Consider the following 21,701-nt stretch of genomic DNA (forward strand, 5'->3'; position numbering starts at 1 on the left):
GGTCCGCCAGCGTCCAACCCGCACGCCCCGCAGACCCCTGCGGGGGATAGCCTCGTCGCGTGCCCGACTCCGCCCGCCCGCTCCCCGACCACCAGCCGCAGTCGGTCCGGGTCGAGCGTCGCACGGTCGACGAGGCGGAGTCCCGTCGGGCCAACGGCCCCGACTGGGACCGGTACGCCGACGAGTACCAGGCGACGCACGGCGAGTTCCTCGGCGACGTCGGCTTCGTGTGGGGCCCGGAGGGGCTCACCGAGGAGGTGGCCGGCGTGCTCGGCGACGTGTCGGGCCGCGACGTCCTCGAGATCGGCAGCGGTGCCGGCCAGTGCTCGCGCTGGGTCCGGTCGCGCGGGGGCCGCGCCTACGGGCTCGACCTCTCCCACCGCCAGCTCCAGCACTCGCGCAGGCTCGACGACCAGACGGGGGTCGCCGTCCCCTCCGTGCGCGGCACCGCGACGGAGCTGCCCTTCGGCGACGACCGCTTCGACGTCGTCTTCTCCTCCTTCGGGGCGCTGCAGTTCGTCAGCGAGCTCGGTGCCTGCCTGGACGAGGTGGTCCGGGTGCTGCGCCCGGGCGGCCGGCTCGCGTTCTCCATCACCCATCCCACCCGGTGGATGTTCCCCGACGACCCGGGCGAGGCGGGGCTCACCGCGACCCAGTCCTACTGGGACCGCACGCCCTACGTGGAGGTGGACGACGCGAGCGGCGTCGTCGCCTACGTGGAGCACCACCGGACGCTGGGCGACTGGGTGGAGCTGCTCGCGACCCGCGACTTCCGGATCCAGCGTCTGCTGGAGCCCGAGTGGCCCGACGACCACGACCGCACCTGGGGCGGGTGGTCCCGGCTGCGGGGCAGGCTGACGCCCGGCACGGCGGTCATCGTCGCCGACCTGGCCCCCATGAGGTAGCCACAGCTCGTCCCCGGGTGGGAACACGAAGACCGTGGGACGCGGGGTGTCGCGTCCCACGGTCTCGTGGAGGTGTCGCGGGCTGGCGCCCGGTCCACCCTGCCGCCAGACCCTCAGGTCCTGACGGCTCCGGGTGGAAGAAGCGTCACGCGGTCCTTGTCTCGGTCTTCCTGTTGCGCAGCCCCAGGAAGAGGCCGAGGAGCAGCATCGGGATGCCGACGACGAGGCCGACGAGCGGCACCGTGTCCTTGATGAGCGTCAGCGAGGCGACGGTCTCGGCGATCTCGTCGGCGTTCTTGTCGACCTGGTCCTCGGTGAACGCGAGGTCCAGGATGAGGAACGGGTTGCCGTCGGCGTCGTAGCGCTCCTGGTGGTCGACCTGGTTGACGATCTGACCCGTCAGCGGCTCGATCCAGATCTCCTTGGAGTCGGTGTAGGTGCCGGTGACCCCGCTGGTGATCTCGGCCGAGGTCTCGGGGACCTCCACCTTGTAGACGTAGACCTCGTCGAGGTCGCCCACCTTCTCGGTGCGGTCGTAGACGGCGTCCACGGCCCCGCCCACCAGGCTGTCCCAGTAGGGGTAGGTCTTCTTCTCGGCCTCGAAGGGCCACTTGTTGACGACGCCCTCGTGCTCGACGCTGCCGGCCGGCACGTACTTCGGGTCGTTGACGGACTCGCCGGTCTTGCGGTCGGTCGCGAAGTTGTCGGTGGTCGCGCTGATGAGGCGACCCTCGGGGTCCTGCGCGGAGACGCAGAGGTCGATGTCCGCGCCCTCCTTGAAGAGGCACTGCGAGCTGACGAACGAGACGACCTCGTCGTCGGAGAGCTCGCTGTCGGCATAGGTGACGCTGGTGGCCCGCACGGGGGAGGACTCGGTCCCTCCGTCGCCGTCCGAGAGCTCGGCGGTGCCCGCCAGGCGGGTGATGGTCTCGACATCCAGAGGAGTCTTCATGAGACGGCTGGGGGCGTAGAACTGCGCCATGATGGCGACCAGAACCAGGAACGCACCCAGAGTAGACAAGACGATTGCTGCGCCCTTGCGCATGTCGGCCCTCCCAGGACGTGACGTGTGATCTGCGGAACAGTAGCAGTCACTACTCCCGGGTAGGCATCAATGCCCGTAACTAATTTTGGCGTCCCCACGGGCGCTCCTCACCGTTAGGGTTCCCGGCATGTCCACAGCTGCTGTCGTACGGCCGCAACGCACCGCCATCTACGACGGTCTGCGCGGGATCGCCATCGTCCTCGTGATCCTCTCCCACGGCTGGACGCTCTGGCCCACCGACGGGATCGACTCCAACCCGGTGACGAAGACACTCTTCGAGTCCGGCAACTTCGCCGTCTCGATCTTCTTCGTCGTGGGCTTCTTCCTCGCGACCCGCAGCCTCCTGCGCCGGGTGGAGAACGGGCAGGGGGTCTCGCCGCCGGTGCTCGTCGCCCGCCGCTACGTGCGGATCGGCGGCCAGCTGGCCTTCGCGATGGTCGTGCTCACCGTCATCACGGCGATGGACGACTCCGATCCCTACGGCAAGACCGAGACCCGCAACTCGATCATCCGGATCATGACGTTCACGTGGAACCAGTACCTCCAGACGCGCGCCATCGTGGCTCGGCCCGACCTCGGGCACCTGTGGTACCTGTCGGTCGACTTCCAGATCTTCATCCTGGTGGTCGTGCTGGTCTGGCTGCTCCGCCGGCACCGCGCGTGGCTGGTCGTCACGCTGGCCGGCATCCTCGTCGCCTGTTTCATGTGGCGCGCCCACATCTACGGCACCGAGGGCATCTACCAGGCGCTGCTGCGCACCACGGTCCGCATGGACGCCCCCGTCATCGGCGCCCTCGCCGCCGCCGCCATGCCCTACCTGGGCTTCCTCCGCCGCCAGGCGGACTGGATCGCGGTGGCCAGCTGCGTGGCGCTCGTCCCGCTCGCGCACCTCGCGAGCCCCGATCACGCCTACTTCGGGCTCCCCGGCGTGGGCGTCAGCGTCGCCCTGGCGCTCTTCATGGTCTCCACGAGCCTCGCCCAGCCGCCCGCCGTGCTGGTCAAGGCGCTGTCCTGGCGGTTGATCGCCCTGCTCGGCGAGCGCTCCCTCAGCCTCTACATCTGGCACTACCCCCTCTTCTGGTACGTCTCGCGGCACAGCGAGGGGTGGAGCACCTTCGAGCGCACCGTCGGCGGGATCCTGCTCACCCTGCTGGCCTCGGTGGTCAGCGAGTACCTGGTGGAGCGCCGGGTCCAGAAGGTGCTCGCCCACCCGGGCTGGCGCGACTTCGACGACGGGATCTTCGCCTGGGCCGCGCGCCGCACCCGGGGTCAGGGCAAGAAGGGTGGCGGGCGCCGAGCAGCCGCCCCGGCGACCAGCGCCCGGACGAACCCGCCGACCAACGCCCCGACCGGGCCGGTCGCCGACGACGACACGTCCGGCACGGGCCGCGGCTCGCACCGCGCCTGACCGATCCCGCCCTCGCGGAGGGCAGGTCGGGTCGACGGGCCGCACCGTCCGCGGACAGGTGCGCGGCCCCGAAATGCAGCTCAGGCGCGTCCCCTCCCCGGGACGCGCCTGAGCTTCGGCAGGTGGGCGGTCAGCCCTTCTTGCGCCGGCGGACCTTGTCGATGCGGGTCAGCACCTTGTTGACCTTCTCGTCGGAGATGTTGAGCTTGCGCTTGGCACGGTCGTAGAGGTCCAGGACGCCGCGGTCGGCCCAGATGGCGGCCTTCTTCACCACGCTCTCGTCGGGACGGGCCTGGTAGTTGGTCGAGCGCCGGACGGGGGCGTCCTCGACCGTGAAGTAGTAGAGCGCGAGGGACCGGCGGGCGACGTCCTCCGGGCAGGTCAGCCCGTCGGGGTGACCGTGGAAGCTGTCGAACGAGGTCGTGAAGACGAGCATGCGGTTGCCGGCCGGCGTGACCTTGCCCTGGCAGGCCGTCATGTTCTTGTCCCAGAGCTCGAGCTTGCCGCCCCACTCGTCCTCCCACTCCTCGTTGAGGTAGAGGAGGATGTTGACCCGGCGCGCCCAGTTCTCGTGCTGGTGGTGGGTCGTGAAGTCGGCGTGGATGTTGAGGTGCCCGCCGCGCAGGGTCTGGTGGAGGCCGCCGCCGTCCATCGACCAGTCGGGGATCAGACCCTCGATCCCGGTGAGCTCGGTGAGGAACGCGACGAACTCGTCGGAGCAGAACTCCTCGGCGACGCTCCGCAGCGTCGAGCCCCAGGTGTCCGGCTCCGTGTTGCTGTACTTCGTCTCGTTGACGTGCAGGTAGCCCTTCCAGAACTCGTCATGAATCCCGGGGAACTCACCCACTGCCTTGTCGAAGGCCTCCGGCCGCAGCACGTCGTCGAGGACGATGTGCGGGAAGGGCTCCGCGGAACGGTAGGCAGCCGCCTTGTCCGACAGGTTCTCGGTCAATCGGCTGAAGTCGATCAGCTCGTTGTCTCCCATGAGGAAAGATGATGCCACGGTCTCCCCTCGAAGGTAACTACCTAGTAACATCTTTCCAATCGCACTGCTGGGAGGCAGCCCGTCGGGCTGGGCGTGCGGCCGTACCGAGGGAGAGAACCATGCAGAACGCAGCGTTGGCACCCACCGTGTCCGAGTCCGCAGCACCCGATTCCGCAGCGCCCGAGGGAGCGGCGCAGCTGCGCGTCGGCGTGCTCGTCGTCGCCTACAACGCAGCCGGGACCCTGGTCCAGACGCTGGCCCGGCTGCCGCACACCTTCGCCCGCACCGTCGACCACATCATGGTCTGCGACGACGCGAGCTCGGACAACACCTACGAGATCGGCCTGCGGTTCAAGAACGGCTCGCACCTGCCGCTCACCGTCGTGCGCCACGAGAACAACCTGGGCTACGGCGGCAACCAGAAGGCCGGCTACAAGTGGGCGATCGAGCACGGCCTCGACATCGTCGTCCTGCTGCACGGCGACGGCCAGTACGCGCCCGAGCACATCGAGGACATCGTCGCGCCGCTGCTCGCCGGCGAGGCCGACGCCGTCTTCGGCTCCCGGATGCTCGAGCGGGGCGGGGCCCTCGCCGGCGGCATGCCGCTCTACAAGTTCCTCGGCAACAAGGTCCTGACGAAGGTCCAGAACAAGCTGGCCGGGCTCGACCTGAGCGAGTGGCACAGCGGCTACCGCGCCTACCGCGTGGACGCCCTGGCCCAGCTGGACCTGCCCCACTACTCCGACGACTTCGACTTCGACACCGAGATCATCCTCGGGCTGGCCGACAAGGGGATGCGGATCGCGGAGGTCCCGATCCCCACCTACTACGGCGACGAGATCTGCTACGTCAACGGCATGAAGTACGCGAAGGACATCATGGGCGACGTCGTCTCCTACCGGTTGCGCCGCATGGGCCTGGGCGAGGGCTCGACGGGCGTGGACACCGCCGCCTACGAGCTCAAGCCCTCCGCACACTCCTCGCACGGCGTCCTGCTGGACTGGCTGGAGCGTGCCGCCCCCGGCCGGGTCCTGGACGTCGGCTGCTCCGACGGCGAGTTCGCCGCGCTCGTCCGCGCCCACGGCCACCACGTCACCGGTGTCGACCTCGTCGAGCACGAGGGCGTCATGGACCGGGTGGACGCCTTCATCCAGGCCGACCTGAACGCCGGTCTCCCCGACGAGACGGGCACGGGCTACGACCTGATCGTCGCGGGCGACGTGCTGGAGCACGTCATCGACCCCCTCGCGCTGCTCAGCGACCTGCGCGACCGCCTGGCGGACGGCGGCGAGGTCCTGGTCTCGGTCCCCAACTTCGGCCACTGGTACCCCCGCGGACGCACCGCGCTCGGTCTCTTCGACTACGACCAGCGGGGCCCGCTGGACCAGGGCCACGTCCGGTTCTTCACCCGCAAGAGCTTCGGTCGCCTGATCACCGACGCCGGCATGAAGGTGAACGAGGCCCGGACCGTGGGCTCCCCCATCGACGTGCTGGGTCGCGGGGGCGGCAACGAGCGGCTCGAGAAGATCGCGGGCCGGGCTGCCGTGGTCGACCGCGCCGCCACCCGTGCGTGGCCTACCCTCTTCGGGTACCAGTTCCTCTATCGCCTGGAGCGCGCTTGAGCCTGATCCGCCAGGACCGCTGGCGCTTCGTCGCGTCAGTGGTCGGGATCACCGTCGGGAGCCTCGCGTACGTCCTCACCCTGCTGGACCACAGCACGTCGTTCACCCGCACCGCGAACGGTCTCGGCTACGCGTCCAACTTCTTCGACCTGCAGGCCCGTGCGTTCATGGAGGGCAACCTCCACGTCCCGATGGGCAGCCTCGGCATCGAGGGCTTCCACCAGCGCGGTCTGGAGTACATGTACTTCCAGCCGTGGCCGGCGATCGTCCGGATCCCGGTGCTGCTGACGACCAGCGAGTTCGACGGCGAGCTGACCGTCTTCTTCATGGCGATCGCCTTCATCCTGCTGGTGGTGATGGCGACGCGGCTCGTGTGGCTCGTGCGCGACATGATGGCCGCGGACCGTCAGGTCGGTGGCCTCGAGGGCGTCTCGATGGCCGTCCTGCTGGCCTGCGTGCTGGGCGGCACCACCCTCACCTACGACGCGTCGCTCCCGTGGGTCTACCACGAGGTCTACGCGTGGGTGATCCCCTTCTGCGTGGGCGCCATGTACTGGATGCTGCGGACCCTGCGGGACCCGCAGCCCGCCAGCATCGCCTGGATGGGGGTCTTCTGCCTCGGCGCGGTGATGACCCGGACCACCGGCGGGTGGGCGATGTGCCTGGGAGCGTTCCTCGTGGGCGGGTGGCTGCTCCTCGACAAGGCGCGCCCGCAGACCCGGTACCTCGCCCGCTGGGCGGCGGGTGCAGGCCTGGCGGCGGTGCTCGCGGGAGTCGTCTTCAACTACCTCAAGTTCCGCCACCCCTACATGTTCCCGCTCGAGGACCAGGTCTGGTCCGACCTCAACGAGCACCGTCGTCGGGCGCTCGAGGTCAACGGGGGCACGATCACGGGCCTGCAGTTCTTCTGGACCTCCTTCGTCGCCTACTTCCGCCTCGACGGCGTCCGCTTCGTCGACTACTTCCCGTGGGCGACCCTGCCGCCGACCCCGGCCGAGGGTGTCAACGGGGCGTTCCTGGACCAGAGCTACCGGACCGGCAGCGTCAGCGGCCTGATGCCGTGGCTCCTCCTGCTGACCGTCGCCGCCGTGCTCATCATCGCCAGGCCCGGGGTCTCCCGCGAGATGAAGATGCTGCGCATCCCGCTCGCCGCGGGGATCTTCGTCTCCGGCGGGGTGATGGCCTACGGCTACCTCGCCACCCGCTACACCAGCGACTTCGTCCCCGGCGTGGTGATGGGCGGCATCATCGCGACCTGCGCGATGAACGCGTGGATGATCCGCAACCGCTCGCTGCTGATGGGGCCGTTCGTCGCGCTGGCCGCGCTGGCCACGGCGTACTCCATCGTCGTCAACATGCTGATCGGCCACACCGCCGCCGCGTTCACGGCGGGCGGCGTCACCCTCGGCGAGTACCTCCAGCGCCAGCACGACCTCTCCCCCGACGCCCAGGCCCCGCTCGTCAAGCAGTACGCGACGCGCCCCGCCTTCGGCGCGGGCCGGGCGGACGAGATCGCGGTCGTGGGCGACTGCCAGGCGCTCTACTTCAACACGGGCGACAAGTACGTCCCCTGGGTCCTCGTCGAGCGGCGCAACGACACCGTCGTGGCGACGATCAAGCCGATGGAGCGGGCGCGCAACGGTCGGATCCTGCTCTACGAGTCGCTGGTCACCCCGTCGGAGAAGGTCTGGCTCGTCACCAACAAGGCCGGGCGGGCTCGCGTGGTGATCGAGAACGAGTCTGGTGAGTACAAGGGCTACTGGTTCGAGGTCCCGCCGCCCTACGAGGTGCGGATCGGCATCCGCGACATCCCGCACTGGGAGTACGCCGAGGTCTCCTCGACGCCGGGCGGCTGGGTGGGCTACATCAAGGCCGCGCAGTGGGACCGGGAGGCCATCACCCACGCGGCCGAGATCGTCACCCACGCCCGCAACGACTGGGAGGCTCGGGTCGCCGGTGTCGACCTGCGCGTCGAGCCCGGGGTGCCCCTGCGCCTGTGCCGGACCCTGGCGGAGAACGCCGGCCTCGAGCTCGCCGACTGATGCGGGTCGCCTTCCTCTCCTGGCGCGACACCCTCCACCCCGACGGCGGCGGCGCGGAGGTCTACCTCGAGCGGGTCGCCCAGGAGCTCGTCTCCCGCGGGCACCGGGTCACGATCCGGTGCGCCGCCCATCCGGGCGCCCCCGCCCGCGAGGTGCGGCACGGCGTGCGGTTCTCGCGCGCCGGTGGACGGCTGACGGTCTACCCCCGCGGACTGCTGTGGCTGCTGGGTCCGGGACGTCGGTACGACACCGTGGTCGACGTCGTCAACGGCCTGCCCTTCGCGGCCCCGCTGGTACGCCGCCGCGGCCTCGTGGCGCTGGTGCACCACGTGCACCGGGAGCAGTGGCACATCATCTACCCCGGGTGGCCGGGTCGCGTCGGGTGGTTCGTGGAGAGCCGGGTCGTTCCCCGCCTCTACCGCCGGGTCCCCTTCCTCACCGTCTCGGAGGCGAGCCGGCGGGACCTCGTCGCGCTCGGCCTGCCTGCCACGGCCGTGAGCGTGGCCCGGAACGGCCTGGACCCCTCCCCCGTCAGCGCGCCGGAGGCACCGGCACCGACGCTCGTGGTCTGCGCCCGGCTCGTGCCGCACAAGCGCCTGGAGGAGGCCTTCGAGGTGCTCGCGCGGCTGCGCGCCGGCATGCCGGCGCTCCGGCTCGACGTGGTCGGCGACGGGTGGTGGCGCGCCGAGCTCGAGCGTGAGGTCCTCGACCGAGGGCTCGCGGAGGCGGTGGTCTTCCACGGCCACGTGGACGCCGCCGAGCGGGACCGTTTGCTGGCCCGCGCCTGGGTCCACCTGCTCCCCTCCGTGAAGGAGGGGTGGGGGCTGTCCATCATGGAGGCGGCCGGGCTGGGCACGCCGAGCGTGGCCTACCGCAGCGCCGGAGGCGTGACCGAGGCGATCGTGGACGGGGAGACCGGGATGCTCGCGGACGACCTCGACGGGCTCTGCGACGCGACGCGCCGGCTCATTCTGGACGCAGCAGAACGCGCCCGCCTCGGCAGCAACGCTGCGAGACGGGCGCGAGGCTTCACCTGGGCCGCGACGGCCGATCAGGTGGAGCGGCTGATCAGCTGATCAGCGGTCGCCGTAGGTGAGGATGGGCTTCGAGGCCGGGTTGTCGCTCGGCGGGGAGGTCTGCGACCACACGAGGCCACCGATCGCGCACACGCCGAGGACCGAACCAGCGATGATCGGCCCGACAATCGTAGAAATGAAACCCACGGGTTTTCCCTCCTCAAGGTCACGGAGCCTCGTCGGCTGCCGCAGCGCTCCGAGACCTTCGTCTCACAGTGACCAGCGAGGCACATGCTTGCCCCACTGCCAGGAACGTGACGAGAGTAGCGAACCCCGACAGGTATCGCCTACTCATTGGTACGGATTCGGACACATATTTCACTTTGGGCACGCTGTACAGCGCCACGTGCGCGTCGGCGTACACCTGGTCCAGACCGGTCAGGTCCAGGGCGGCCGCCTCGGGGTCGTCCTGCTGCACCAGCACCCAACCCACCCCCCGCTGTCCCAGCTGCTCGGCCGGCGGGCCGGCGGCGAGGGCGTCGCGCAGGTCGCGCACCAGCGCGCTCTCGCCGTCCACCACGACGTCCCCGACCCGGAGCGTGTCGTCGGCGACGACGTCGCAGTCGAGCAGGCGCAGGGCCAGGTCGGAGGAGGTCTCCCCCGACCCCCAGGGGTAGTACCGGTAGGACCGCCACGGGAGGCTCACCACCCGGCAGGGGCCGTCCTCCTCCGCGAGCAGGTCGGCGACCCGGTGGAACCCGACCGGGACCTGCACGGGCGTGACCGTCGGCCAGGTCCGGGTCGGCGCGTCGGGCAGCAGCACGAGCGGACCGAGCAGGGCGACGGCGACCAGCCACCCCGACGTCCCGGGGGTGCGGGCCTCGAGCCGGCGGGACGCGGCGGCGAGCACCACCCCCGTCAGCAGGCACACGGCCAGCACGTAGGGGGCCAGGAACTTCTGGGAGTCCCGCAGCAGGCCGGCGCCCGGCACGTGCACCACGAGGAACCGGAGCAGGGTCTCCCCGGGACCGGTGGTCGACAGGGCGGCGAGGACCAGGCCCAGCACAGCCGGTGCCGCGCGCCGCAGCAGCTCGCCGCGACCGAGTCGGCGCCCGACGAGCCGCAGCCCGACCGCCAGCACGACGAGCACCAGGACGGCCGTCGCGGTGGCCCAGGCAGCCTCCCGCGTGGCCGGGACGCTCCGGGCGTCCCAGATGCCGCCCAGGCCCACGAGGGTGAGCAGCACGTGGCCGGCGCCGTCGGCACGGGCGGCGAAGGCGCCCACCCCGTCGGGGTCCGAGGTGAGCCCGGCGGCCCCCGTGAACCCGGCGACCACCCACGGGGACTGCAGCGCGACCGCGAGCCCGAGCGCCGCCCACGTCCGCCGGGCCCGGCCGACGCCGAGCGCGAGCACCGTCAGGACCGCGAGCAGGCCGCCCGTGGGGGTCAGCGAGGCGAGGGCGGTCCACAGCGTGGTGCGCGCCAGCTCCCGCCGGCTCCCCTCCAGCCGCAGGCGCACGACCGCGACGGCCACGAAGGGCAGCGCCGCGTACGCCGCCAGCAGCGCCCACTGGCCCAGGGCCAGGCGCTCGACCGTCCAGGGGTTCCACACGGCGAGCCCTGCGGCACCGACCCGCGCGACCGTGCCGTGGCCCCGCAGCGCACGGTGCACGCCGCAGCCCGCGAGCGCGAGCAGGCCGGGGACCAGGACCTTGGCGAGCACGCCCCCGTCCACCACGAGGGTGAGCAGGGAGACGACGGCGTCCAGCGGGACGGCCCGCGGGGCGACGTCCCCGAGCCCCAGGGCGTCGTCGGTGAACGGCTGGCGCGGGACGAAGACCAGGTCGCGGGCCAGCGGGATCCCCCGCCCGACCAGCAGCGGCCAGCACAGGACGACGGACAGCAGCACCGGCCACAGGTCCAACGCGGCAGTCCGCACCCACGGGCGCGCCACTGTCCTGGTCACCTGCCGTCCTTCCGTTCGTCCCGGGCGGGCCCCAGCCTAGGGTGGGGCAGCGCCGACCCACAGGAGGATCCATGACGGACGCCGTGCTTCCCTTCGAGACGTTGTGGGAGACGGCCGGCGACGTGCCGGGGTGGATGACCGAGGCACAGGCGCGCCTCCTGTGGGAGGAGGCCTCGGCGCTGCCCGCGGGCTCCGTGGTGGTCGAGATCGGCTCGCACCTCGGTCGCTCCGCGGTGGTGCTCGCCGGCGCGCTGCCCCCGGGCGGGCGGCTCGTGGCGGTGGACCCCTTCCTGCCGGACTGGCGCTACGGCGAGCCCGACACGGAGGCCCGGTTCCGCGAGCACCTGCGGCTGGCCGGCGTCGCCGACCGGGTCGACGTCCGGGTCGCGACGTCCGAGCAGGTCCTGCGCGACTGGACCGGGCCGGTGGCCCTGGTGCACGTCGACGGCAAGCACGACTACTGGTCGGTGCGCCACGACCTGGGGTGGGCAGACCACCTCCCGGTGGGCGGTCACCTGCTGCTGCACGACACGTTCTCCTCGCTGGGCGTCACCCTCGGCGTGCTGGCGCGCGCCCTGTCCCCCCGCGCCCCGGCCTACCTCGGGCGGGAGGGGAGCCTGGCCACCTTCGCGGCCGGCCCCGCCGACCTCCGGGCGCGGGCCCGCCTGTTGGCCCCGCTCCCCTGGTTCGCCCGCAACCTGGTGGTCAAGGTGCTGCTGAGGCTCAGGCTGCGTGCCGTCGCCCGGTTGCTCGGGCACCACGACCTGGCCGACCCCTACTGACCGCGACCCCGGTCGGTCCGCCCCAGCGGCAGGCAGGTCCCGGCCGACCGCGGGACGCACGGGTCTCCCGCTCCACCCGGCGCACCCCGTAGAGTCCCCGCGTGACGCAGTTGAAGCGAAGCCTCGTGGGCGTGATGCGGACGGGTGCTGGCATCGCCGTCGCCATGGCCGTGATGAACGTCGCGACCTACGGCTTCACCATGTTCGCCGCCTGGGCGATGGGCCCCCGCTCGTACGGGGCGTTCGCCGCGATGATGAACGTCCTGCTCGTCGTCGGCGTCGTCTCGCTCGGGCTCCAGACCACCGCGGCCCGGCGGATCTCCGCCGACCCCGCCCACGTGGGCCAGATCCAGACCCAGGTGCTCCGGGTGACCGTGCGCGCGTCGCTGCTGCTCGGACTCGTCCTCGTGCTGCTGGCCCCGGTGGTCGACCGCGTGCTCCGGCTCGACAGCCTGGTCGCCGCGGCGCTGGTCGGGGTGGCCGTCGTGCCGCTCACCATGATGGGCGGGTACGCAGGCATCCTGCAGGGCGAGCGCCGCTGGCTCCCGCTCAGCGTCCTCTACGCGGCCGCCGGGGTCCCACGCCTGGTGATCGGGGTCGGCATCCTCGCGCTCGACCCGACGCCGGTCAACGCCTTCCTCGCGATCATCCTCGGCTCCCTCCTGCCGATCGCGGTGGGCTGGTACGCCCTGCGTCACGAGCGGGTCCCGGGCGGCTCCACCCGCACCCACGCCGGCCGCGAGATCGTGCGGGAGACGCTCAAGAACTCGCAGGCGCTGCTGGCCTTCTTCGCGCTGGCCAACGCTGACCTCATCGTGTCGCGCAACGTGCTGGACGCCCACGACAGCGGGCTCTACGCGGGCGGCCTGATCCTGACCAAGGCGATGCTCTTCCTGCCGCAGTTCGTGGTGGTGGTGGCCTTCCCCGCCATGACCTCGGCCGAGGAGCGCAAGCGCGCCCTGGCCCGCAGCCTCGGGCTGATCGCCGGCCTCGGCGTGCTGGGTGCGCTCGCCGCGTGGCTCCTGGCCCCGCTCGCCATCTACTTCGTCGGCGGGGCCCAGTTCGGCGAGATCCAGGGCTCGCTGTGGCTCTTCGCGATCCTCGGCTCGGCGCACTCGATGCTCCAGCTGGTCGTCTACTCGGTGATCGCCCGGCAGGGCCAGCGCTCCGTCTACCTCGTGTGGGGGGCGCTGGTCGCGATGGTCACGGGCGCCCTGATGACCGGATCGGTGGTCACGCTGATCAGCTGGGTGATCATCGTCGACCTGGGCCTCCTCCTGGCGCTCACCGTGATCAGCTTCCGCATGGTCGAGGACCATCCGGCCCCCAGCGCGTCCGAGCACTCCCCCGCCTGAGTCGCGGGCGTCCGGGCCGCGGCCGCCAGGGCAACCCGCGCCCCCGGGGGCGCTCGCTAGTGGGCCGCGTCGTGCCAGCTGCGGCCGGTACCCACCGAGACGTCCAGCGGCACCGTCAGGTCGGCCGCGCCGCCCATCTCCTCGCGGACCAGCGCCTCGAGCTGCTCGACCTCGCCCTCGGCGACCTCGAAGACCAGCTCGTCGTGCACCTGCAGGAGCATGCGGGAGGACAGGCCCGCCTCCGTCATCGCCCGGTGGACCCCGCGCATCGCCACCTTGACGAGGTCGGCGGCCGAGCCCTGGATCGGGGCGTTGAGCGCCATCCGCTCCGCCATCTCCCGGCGCTGGCGGTTGTCGCTGGTCAGGTCGGGCAGGTAGCGCCGGCGCCCCATGATGGTCTCGGTGAAGCCGCAGCGGCGAGCCTCGTCGACGATGCCGCCCAGGTAGTCGCGGACACCGCCGAAGGTCTCGAAGTAGTCGTCCATCAGCACCCGCGCCTCGGAGGGCTCGATCCGCAGCTGCTGTCCGAGGCCGTAGGCGGAGAGGCCGTAGGCGAGGCCGTAGTTCATCGCCTTGATCTTGGCGCGCATCTCGCCCGTGACGTCCTCGGGCTCGACCCCGAAGACCCGCGACGCCGTGCTGGAGTGGAAGTCCTGGCCCGAGCGGAAGGCCTCGATGAGGAGCGCGTCCTCGGACAGGTGCGCCATGATGCGCATCTCGACCTGGCTGTAGTCGGCCGTCATCAGCGTGGCGTGCCCCGGGCCCACGACGAAGCCCGCCCGGATGCGACGCCCCTCCTCGGTGCGGACCGGGATGTTCTGGAGGTTCGGGTCGGTGCTCGAGAGGCGCCCGGTGGCCGCGATGATCTGGTTGAAGGTGGTGTGGATCCGCCCGTCGGGCTGAACGGTCTTGAGCAGCCCCTCCACGGTCTGCCGCAGTCGGCTCACGTCGCGGTGGCGCAGGAGGGCCAGCAGGAACGGGTGCTCGGTCTTGACGTAGAGCTGCTGGAGCGCGTCGGCGTCGGTCGTGTACCCCGTCTTGGTCCGCTTGGTCTTGGGCATCCCGAGCTCGTCGAAGAGGACCACCTGCAGCTGCTTCGGAGAGCCGAGGTTGATCTCCTTGCCGATCACCGAGAACGCCTCCTCGGCCGCCTTGCGGACCTCGTCGCCGAACTCCTGCTCGAGGCCCTGGAGGTGCTCGAGGTCCACGCCGATGCCGGTCTGCTCCATCCCGGCCAGGATGTGGACCAGCGGCAGCTCGACGTCTGCCAGGAGGCGGGTGCCCCCGTGCTCCTCGACCGCGTCCTCCAGGGCCGCGGCGAGGTCGACCACGGCGCGGGCCCGCAGCATCGCCACGTCGGCCACGGCCTCGTCCTGGTCGAACAGGAGAGCCTGCCCGCCGTCGTCCTCCTCTCGGAGCTCGCGTCGCAGGTACCGCAGGGTCAGGTCGGCCAGGTCGTAGGAGCGCTGGTCGGGCCGGACCAGGTAGGCCGCGAGCGCGGTGTCGCTGCGCAGCCCGCGGAGGGTCCAGCCGTGCGCGGCGAGCGCGAGGATGGGGCCCTTCGCGTCGTGCATCGCCTTGGGCCGCTCCTCGTCGGCCAGCCACGCCGCGAGGGCGGCCTCGTCCTCGACGTCCAGCCCGGTGACGTCCACGTACGCGGCCTGGCCGTCGGCGGTGGAGAGCGCCAGGGCGTCGACGCGCCCCGTCCCCGCCCCCCACGCGCCGCGGACGTGCAGGCCGACCGTGCCGGCGGCGTGCTCGCGCAGCCAGGGGGCCAGCGCGCCCGCCTCGAGCACGACGCCCGTGAGGTCGAAGCCCTCCCCGTCGACGTCCTCCTCCGACGTCAGCGACTCGAAGAGCCGGTCGCGCAGCACCCGGAACTCGAGCCCGTCGAAGAGCGTGTGCACCTCCTGGCGGTCCCAGGGGCGCCTGAGCAGGTCGTCGGGCGCGAGGTCGAGGGCGAGGTCGCAGACCAGCGCGTTGAGCCGGCGGTTGCGGATGACGTCGCCGAGGTGGGCGCGCAGGTTCTCGCCGGCCTTGCCCTTCACCCGGTCGGCCTGCGCGATGACGTTGTCGAGCCCGTCGTACTCGTTGATCCACTTGGCCGCCGTCTTCGGGCCCACGCCGGGGATCCCCGGGAGGTTGTCGGAGTCCTCCCCCACCAGGGCCGCCAGCTCGGGATACCGGTGGGGCGGAACGCCGTACTTCGTCTCGACCGCCTCGGGGGTCATCCGGGAGAGCTCGGAGACCCCGCGCATCGGGTAGAGCACCGTGGCGTCCTCGCCGACGAGCTGGAGGGAGTCGCGGTCGCCGGTGAGGATCAGCACCTCCATCCCCTGGGCCACGGCGCGCGTGGAGAGCGTCGCGATGATGTCGTCGGCCTCGTACCCCTCGACCGAGAGGTGCGGCACGTGCAGCGCGTCCAGCACCTCCTGGATCAGCGGCAGCTGGCTCTTGAACTCGTCGGGCGTCTTGTTGCGCTTCGCCTTGTACTCCGCGTACTCCTCCAGGCGGAAGGTCTGCCGGGAGCGGTCGAAGGCCACGCCGACATGGGTGGGCTCCTCGTCGCGCAGCACGTTGATGAGCATCGAGGTGAAGCCGTAGACCGCGTTGGTGGGTTGCCCCGTGGTGGTGGAGAAGTTCTCCACCGGGAGCGCGAAGAACGCGCGGTAGGCCAGGGAGTGGCCGTCGAGCAGGAGCAGACGGGGGCGGGAGGGTGTCGCGGTCACGGGACGACCCTATCCGCCGTCGCCGACAGCGGCGCGTGGGCCAGAATGGCGCCATGACCGACCCCACGACCCGCCCCGCCGCCGACGCCCCCGGTACCCCCGCTGCCTCCGACGCCCCTCAGGTCTCGGAGGTCTCCGAGACCGACGTGGTGGCGATGATGACCGAACGCAGAGGCGCCCTGGGCGAGAAGATGGGGATCCGGGTGGTGGAGATGTCCGCCGAGCGCGCGGTCGCGACGATGCCGGTCGAGGGCAACACCCAGCCCTTCGGTCTGCTGCACGGCGGTGCCTCCGTCGTGCTGGCCGAGTCCCTCGGGTCCATGGCCTCCGCGGTCCACGCGTGGCCCGACCGCGTCCCCGTCGGGGTCGACATCAACGCGACCCACCACCGCTCCGCGACCTCCGGCACGGTGACCGGCGTGGCCACCGCGATCCACCGCGGGCGGACCAGCACCTGCTACGAGGTCGTGATCACCGACGAGCAGGGACGCCGGCTCTGCACCTCGCGGATCACCTGCGCGCTCGTCCCGGCGGACCGGCTCGCCTGACCCGCGCGCGGGCGCGTCAGGAGACGCGCTCGCCGCGGCGCACCCGTCGGGCCGCCAGGACCCGGTCGAGGTGCCGGCTGCCCTGGTGGCCCGCGCGCTCGGGCCGCAGGGCGACCAGGCGGTGCCGCACGCTCTGGGTGGTCGCGATGCGCAGGGTGGCCCGGGCGCCCATCGACAACCGCGCGAAGAACCGGTTGGAGTCACGGGAGGCCGAGATGGCGGCCGCCCCGACGAGGCCCACCTGCCGCTCCTCGGCGAAGACGACGGCCGCCTCCATGAGGGCGGTCCCGACCCCGCGGCGACGGTGGTCGGGGTGCACGTGCGGCGCCACGGCGTGGACGACCGGCTCCAGGTTGACCGGGGAGACGGTGGTCGCGCGCAGGTGCACCGCGCCGGCCACGCGGCCGTCCAGCTCGGCGACGAGCACGCTGCTGTCGGGGTCGGCGGCTGCCTGGTGCAGGACCTGGAGCACGTCGGCCGCCTGCTGCTCGGGGGTGCCGCGCCGCAGCGCGTCCGCCCAGAGCCCGACCAGGGCCGCCACGTCGTCGTCGGTGGCGGGTCGCAGCGTCACGCTCGCTCGCACCATGGGTCGCACCTCCGCGGGCAGGGACACAGCTTGGACAGCAAGGACTCCGAGGCGCCTTGCCCCCGCACGCACCGGGGAGCACGATACCTGTTCGCGACCCGGTCCGACAGGTCGACGGAGAGGTCTGCGCCGCCCTCGAGTGGCCCCGGAGGCCGACGTGGGGGCGGCGGGTCGTCGACGTCACACCTCCCAGCACGTCGCGGCCGACGGCCGGCGGGGAGTCCGGATACCGGGCGATGAGTAACGGTTCGGCAACGACCCGAAGCGCATGAGGTGCGTCCCGCCCGCACAGCCCTACCTTGACAGGGCTGAGCCCACCCCTCGGGAGACGGGCGCCGGTGAACACAACTTCTGAGAGAAAGGTTCACGACGTGAATCGATCCACGACAGCCTCCTGGCTGAAGGTGATGGCGGGCGCAGCCACGCTGTCCCTCGCGCTCACGGCCTGCGGCGGCGACTCCGATGACTCTGACGCCGGCAACGAGGCCAGCGACTCCCCGTCGGCCGACGCGAGCAGCGAGGACTTCACCAACGACGAGTGCTCGGGCGACAGCACGAGCGCCGACACCTTCAAGGTGGGCGGCATCCTGCCGCTGACCGGCAACCTGGCCTACCTCGGCCCGCCGGAGATCGCGGGCGTCGGCCTGGCCGTCTCCGACATCAACGCCGCCGGCGGCGTCGCCGGCGCGGACGCCTGCCACGTCATCGAGGACTCGGGCGACTCCACCGACATGTCGATCTCCACCGCGGCCGCCCAGACCATGGTCTCCGGCAAGCCGTCCGTCGTGATCGGGGCCGCGTCCTCGAGCGTGTCCCTCAACTTCGTGGACACCCTCACCGACAACAAGATCGTCCAGATCTCCCCCGCCAACACCGCGGTGGACCTCAGCGGGTACTCGGACTTCTACTTCCGCACCGCCCCGCCGGACGGGATCCAGGGCAACGCCCTCGGCAACCTGGTCGCGCAGGACGGTCACCAGCGCCTGGCGTTCCTCGTCTTCAACGACACCTACGGCACCGGGCTGCGCAACGCGGTCCAGGAGGCCTTCACCGCCGCCGGCGGCGAGGTCGTCTACGGCGGCAAGGGCGACGGCGACGAGTTCCCGGCCGGCCAGACCACGTTCTCCGCCGAGGTCACGGCCGCCCTCAACTCCTCCCCCGACGCCATCGTCGTGCTGGCGTTCGACGAGACGAAGGCCATCGTGCCCGAGCTCGCCGCCCAGGGCTGGGACATGTCGAAGACCTACTTCACCGACGGCAACACCGCCGACTACAGCGAGGACTTCGAGGAGGGCACCCTCGAGGGCGCCCAGGGCACCATCCCCGGCGCCGACGCCAGCCAGGAGTTCAAGGACCGCCTGGTCGGGTGGTACGAGTCCGCCGAGAACGAGACCCTCTCGGACTACGCCTACGCCGCCGAGTCGTACGACGCGGTGATGCTGTCGGCCCTCGCGGCCATCAAGGGCGGCGACACCAAGCCGACCACGATCCAGAAGAACCTGGCCGCGGTCTCCGGTGCCACCGACGGCGAGGAGTGCACCTCCTTCACCGACTGCGTCGAGCTGCTCGACGCGGGCGAGGAGATCCGGTACGCCGGCCCGTCCGGCATCGGTCCGATCAACGACAAGAACGACCCGTCGTCGGCGTTCGTCGGCATCTACACCTTCGACGAGACCAACAAGAACGTCTTCTCCGCCACGGTGGAGGGAAAGAGCTGATCCAGCTCTGACGTCTCGCACGCGGAAGGCCCCGGACCGTCAGGTCCGGGGCCTTCTCGTCGTCTCTCTGAGCGGGACCGCGCGGGACGCGCAGGCGCCCGATCAGGCGTTGCTCTGGGCGCTGCCGTCGGACTGCACGTCGGCCGCCAGGGTGCCGAGGTAGAGCTCGATCACCTTGGGGTCGTTGGCGAGCTCGCGACCCGACCCCGTGTAGGCGTCGCGCCCCTGGTCGAGCACGTAGCCGCGGTCGCAGATCTGCAGGCAGCGTCGGGCGTTCTGCTCGACCATCACGACGCAGACCCCGGTCTTGTTGATCATCCGCGTGCGCAGGAAGGTCTCGTCCTGGCGCACCGGGGAGAGCCCGGCGGACGGCTCGTCAAGCAGGAGGACCGAGGGCTCCATCATGAGGGCTCGGGCCATGGCCAGGGACTGGCGCTCGCCGCCCGAGAGCGCGCCCGCGCTCTGGTTGCGACGGTCGTGGAGGACCGGGAAGAGCTCCCACATCGCGTCGAGCCGCTCGGCGACCTTCTTGGGCCGCAGGAAGAGGCCCATCCGGAGGTTCTCCTCGATGGTCAGGCTCGGGAACACGTTGTTGGTCTGCGGGACGAACCCGACCCCCATCTCGACCAGCTTGTTGGTGCGGGAGTTGGTGATGTCCTCCCCGTGCAGGCGCACCGCGCCCTCGTGCACGTTGACGAGGCCGAACATCGCCTTGAGGAGCGTGGACTTGCCGGCCCCGTTGGGGCCGATGATGCCGATCATCTCGCCGGGGTAGGCGGTCAGGCTGCACCCGTTGAGGATGTTGACGCCCGGGAGGTACCCGGCGACGACGTCCTGCGCCTCGATGACGGGCACGCCCCGGTCTGTCGTCTGGCTCATCGCCCCTCCTCCGTCGTGCGGGGGGCCTCGGACTGGGCCTCCTCCTCGTCGCGCACCTCGTCGGCGAGCGCCTCCATCGTCGCGTCCGCCAGGAGCGAGTCGTCGCCCAGGTCGGTGTCGTGGTGGGCCCCCAGGTAGGCGTCGATGACGGCGGGGTTGCTCATCACCTCGCCGGCCGCGCCCTCGGCGACCACGCGTCCCTCGGCCATCACGACGACCCAGTCGGAGATGTGCCGGACCATGTGCATGTCGTGCTCGACGAAGAGGACGGTCATCCCCTCGTCGCGCAGGCTCTGGATGTGTCCCAGGAGCGACTGGGTGAGCGCGGGGTTCACCCCGGCCATCGGCTCGTCGAGCATGATCATCTTGGGGTCGGTCATCAGCGCCCGCGCCATCTCGAGGAGCTTGCGCTGGCCCCCGGAGAGGCTGCCGGCGAAGTCGTCCTTCTTCTCCAGGAGCTTGAACCGCTGGAGGAGGTCCTTCGCCTTCTCCTCGATCTCGCGCTCCTGCTTGCGCCACAGCGGCGACAGCCACGACTTCAGGAGGTTCTCCCCCGCCTGGCCCGTGGCCCCGAGCATCATGTTGTCGAGGACCGTCATCCGGTTGAGGGCCTTGGTCAGCTGGAAGGTCCGCACCATGCCGGCCCGGGCGACGTTGGCCGGCGAGGTCTTGTCCAGCGTGGCGCCGTCGAAGGACCAGTGCGCCCCCTCGCGCGCAGACGAGGGCTTGTCGAAGCCGGTGATGAGGTTGAAGAACGTCGTCTTGCCGGCGCCGTTGGGCCCGATCAGGGCCGTGATCACGCCGCGCTGCACCTCGAGGTGGTCGACGTCCACGGCCGTCATGCCGCCGAAGGAGCGGACGATGCGATCGACCTTGAGGATCGGGTCGGGCTTCGCCGACCCCGGCTCGGGAGCCACCTGGGCCATCAGCGCGCGCCGCGCCTCGGGGTCGGCGCTGTCGAAGCCCGGCGTCCGGGTCGTGGTCTCAGACATTGAAGCGCAGCTCCCTCTTGTCGCCCAGGATGCCCTGGGGTTTGAAGATGACCAGCAGCATCAGCGCCACCCCGACCACGATCCACGAGAACTGCTCGGTCTGCTGGCTGTTCATCAGCGAGTTGGGCACGACCACGTCGGCGGTCCCCTTGATGAAGATGCGCACGGTGAAAAAGAGGATGGACCCGAGCACCGGCCCGAAGATCGTGGCCGCGCCGCCGAGCAGCAGGGCCGTCCAGGCGAAGAAGGTCAACGCGCGGCCCATCGAGTCGGGCTGGACCGACGAGGGGAGCACGTAGATCATCCCGCCGAGGGCGCCGAGGGCGCCACCGATCACGAGAGCCTGCATCTTCACGGCGAAGGCGTTCTTGCCGAGGCTGAGGATGGCCAGCTCGTCCTCGCGGATACCCCGCAGCAGACGGCCCCACGGGCTGCGCGCCAGCAGCCAGATGCCGAGCACGCATAGCGCCACCAGCGTCCAGGCCACGAACCTGACCCACCAGCCGTTGACACCGGTCATCTGGTAGTTGAGGAACCCGATGCTGGCCTCGCCGCTGCCGAAGAAGGAGAGGTCGGTGAAGGGGTCGCGGTAGGTCTTGCCCTGGATGCCCTGGGCGGCGCCGGTGAAGTCGGTCAGCAGCGCCGACCGGCCGACGTACCGGATGATCTCGGCGGCCGAGATCGTCACGATGGCCAGGTAGTCGCCGCGCAGCTTCAGCGTGGGCAGGCCCAGGATGAGCGCGAAGACGATCGCCGCCAGCAGGCCGATCAGGACGGCAGGCACCAGCGGGACGTCGTACCGGATCGAGATCGTGAAGCCGTAGGCACCCAGCAGCATGAAGCCGGCCTGTCCGATGTTGAGCAGGCCGGTGAAGCCGAAGTGCACGTTGAGCCCGATCACCGCGACGGCCACCGCAGCCGTCTGCGGCGACAGCGCCTCGCGCATCATCGCGCGGGCGATCGAGCCGACGTCGCCCGGGGCGAACTGCCCGACGAGCCACAGCAGGACGAGGCCGCCGGCCATGCCCGCGGCGATCACGAGGGCGCGGCGGGACTTCGAGGGCTCCTTGCCCTGCTCCTCCGCGAGGGTGCGTGCCTCTGCATCCATGGTCATGGGTGTTCC

Annotated in this window: 17 protein-coding genes; 9 read left to right on the forward strand and 8 right to left on the reverse strand. The window is 71.2% G+C overall.

Translation table 11 applies throughout. The features are described from left to right. The first annotated feature begins 59 nt into the window (after positions 1–59). Positions 60–905, forward strand: a complete 846-nt coding sequence (locus tag DNK53_RS06655; RefSeq protein ID WP_110181547.1) for a class I SAM-dependent methyltransferase — start codon at positions 60–62, stop codon at positions 903–905. 145 nt (positions 906–1,050) lie between these two features. Here DNK53_RS06655 and pgfA read toward each other — a convergent pair whose 3' ends face one another. Further along, a complete protein-coding gene (pgfA, locus tag DNK53_RS06660; protein ID WP_110181548.1) occupies positions 1,051–1,950 on the reverse strand; it encodes a cell envelope lipid trafficking protein PgfA in 900 nt (299 codons plus the stop codon). Positions 1,951–2,077: 127 nt separating this feature from the next. Between pgfA and DNK53_RS06665 the strand changes: the two genes are divergently transcribed. Next, a complete protein-coding gene (locus DNK53_RS06665) occupies positions 2,078–3,358 on the forward strand; it encodes an acyltransferase family protein (protein ID WP_110181549.1) in 1,281 nt (426 codons plus the stop codon). Positions 3,359–3,488: 130 nt separating this feature from the next. On the opposite strand, the gene DNK53_RS06670 is transcribed toward DNK53_RS06665, so the two are convergent. Continuing rightward, positions 3,489–4,343, reverse strand: a complete 855-nt coding sequence (locus tag DNK53_RS06670) for a 2OG-Fe(II) oxygenase (protein ID WP_162599822.1) — start codon at positions 4,341–4,343, stop codon at positions 3,489–3,491. 146 nt (positions 4,344–4,489) lie between these two features. Between DNK53_RS06670 and DNK53_RS06675 the strand changes: the two genes are divergently transcribed. Genes DNK53_RS06675 through DNK53_RS06685 form a run of 3 tightly spaced genes read left to right on the forward strand, consistent with a single transcriptional unit; the run spans position 4,490 to position 9,083 of the window. Then, a complete protein-coding gene (locus tag DNK53_RS06675) occupies positions 4,490–5,965 on the forward strand; it encodes a bifunctional glycosyltransferase/class I SAM-dependent methyltransferase (RefSeq protein WP_204163801.1) in 1,476 nt (491 codons plus the stop codon). Beyond that, positions 5,962–8,007 (forward strand): hypothetical protein, encoded by a 2,046-nt coding sequence (locus tag DNK53_RS06680; protein WP_110181552.1) that lies wholly within the window; start codon positions 5,962–5,964, stop codon positions 8,005–8,007. The genes DNK53_RS06675 and DNK53_RS06680 overlap by 4 nt, the downstream gene beginning before the upstream one ends. Next, entirely contained in the window at positions 8,007–9,083 is a 1,077-nt protein-coding gene (locus DNK53_RS06685; RefSeq protein ID WP_110181553.1) for a glycosyltransferase family 4 protein, read from the forward strand. Before DNK53_RS06680 ends, DNK53_RS06685 begins: the two co-directional genes overlap by 1 nt. Positions 9,084–9,249: 166 nt before the next feature. Here DNK53_RS06685 and DNK53_RS17425 read toward each other — a convergent pair whose 3' ends face one another. Beyond that, positions 9,250–10,989 carry an MmpA family trehalose lipid delivery protein gene (locus DNK53_RS17425; protein WP_162599823.1) on the reverse strand — a complete coding sequence of 580 codons (1,740 nt, stop codon included), beginning with the start codon at positions 10,987–10,989 and terminating at the stop codon, positions 9,250–9,252. Positions 10,990–11,060: 71 nt separating this feature from the next. Between DNK53_RS17425 and DNK53_RS06695 the strand changes: the two genes are divergently transcribed. After that, positions 11,061–11,771 (forward strand): class I SAM-dependent methyltransferase, encoded by a 711-nt coding sequence (locus DNK53_RS06695; RefSeq protein ID WP_110181554.1) that lies wholly within the window; start codon positions 11,061–11,063, stop codon positions 11,769–11,771. A 101-nt stretch (positions 11,772–11,872) separates the two neighbouring features. Next, on the forward strand, positions 11,873–13,126 hold the full coding sequence (locus DNK53_RS06700; RefSeq protein WP_239456398.1) for a polysaccharide biosynthesis protein: 1,254 nt from the start codon (positions 11,873–11,875) through the stop codon (positions 13,124–13,126). 56 nt (positions 13,127–13,182) lie between these two features. Here DNK53_RS06700 and polA read toward each other — a convergent pair whose 3' ends face one another. After that, the gene (gene polA / locus DNK53_RS06705) at positions 13,183–15,855 is read right to left on the reverse strand and encodes a DNA polymerase I (protein ID WP_110181555.1); all 2,673 of its coding nucleotides are present in this window, start codon (positions 15,853–15,855) and stop codon (positions 13,183–13,185) included. Positions 15,856–15,908: 53 nt separating this feature from the next. Here polA and DNK53_RS06710 point away from each other — a divergent pair, with 53 nt between their 5' ends. Further along, positions 15,909–16,403: a hotdog fold thioesterase gene (locus tag DNK53_RS06710; RefSeq protein ID WP_338040998.1), complete on the forward strand. Its 495-nt coding sequence runs from the start codon at positions 15,909–15,911 to the stop codon at positions 16,401–16,403. A 16-nt stretch (positions 16,404–16,419) separates the two neighbouring features. On the opposite strand, the gene DNK53_RS06715 is transcribed toward DNK53_RS06710, so the two are convergent. Beyond that, entirely contained in the window at positions 16,420–16,989 is a 570-nt protein-coding gene (locus tag DNK53_RS06715) for a GNAT family N-acetyltransferase (protein ID WP_110181556.1), read from the reverse strand. Positions 16,990–17,360: 371 nt separating this feature from the next. On the opposite strand from DNK53_RS06715, the gene DNK53_RS06720 reads away from it, so the two are divergent. Beyond that, complete coding sequence (locus tag DNK53_RS06720; protein ID WP_204163802.1) at positions 17,361–18,707, forward strand: ABC transporter substrate-binding protein; 1,347 nt, start codon at positions 17,361–17,363, stop codon at positions 18,705–18,707. 102 nt (positions 18,708–18,809) lie between these two features. Here DNK53_RS06720 and DNK53_RS06725 read toward each other — a convergent pair whose 3' ends face one another. From DNK53_RS06725 to DNK53_RS06735, 3 genes are read right to left on the reverse strand one after another with little or no spacing between them, the layout of a single operon-like run. After that, the gene (locus tag DNK53_RS06725; protein WP_110181558.1) at positions 18,810–19,586 is read right to left on the reverse strand and encodes an ABC transporter ATP-binding protein; all 777 of its coding nucleotides are present in this window, start codon (positions 19,584–19,586) and stop codon (positions 18,810–18,812) included. Continuing rightward, complete coding sequence (locus tag DNK53_RS06730; RefSeq protein ID WP_110181559.1) at positions 19,583–20,578, reverse strand: ABC transporter ATP-binding protein; 996 nt, start codon at positions 20,576–20,578, stop codon at positions 19,583–19,585. Before DNK53_RS06730 ends, DNK53_RS06725 begins: the two co-directional genes overlap by 4 nt. Next, entirely contained in the window at positions 20,571–21,692 is a 1,122-nt protein-coding gene (locus tag DNK53_RS06735; protein WP_204163803.1) for a branched-chain amino acid ABC transporter permease, read from the reverse strand. The genes DNK53_RS06730 and DNK53_RS06735 overlap by 8 nt, the downstream gene beginning before the upstream one ends. Positions 21,693–21,701 lie beyond the last annotated feature (9 nt).

The organism is Nocardioides solisilvae (assembly GCF_003194625.1).
GTDB classification, from domain to species: domain Bacteria; phylum Actinomycetota; class Actinomycetes; order Propionibacteriales; family Nocardioidaceae; genus Nocardioides; species Nocardioides solisilvae.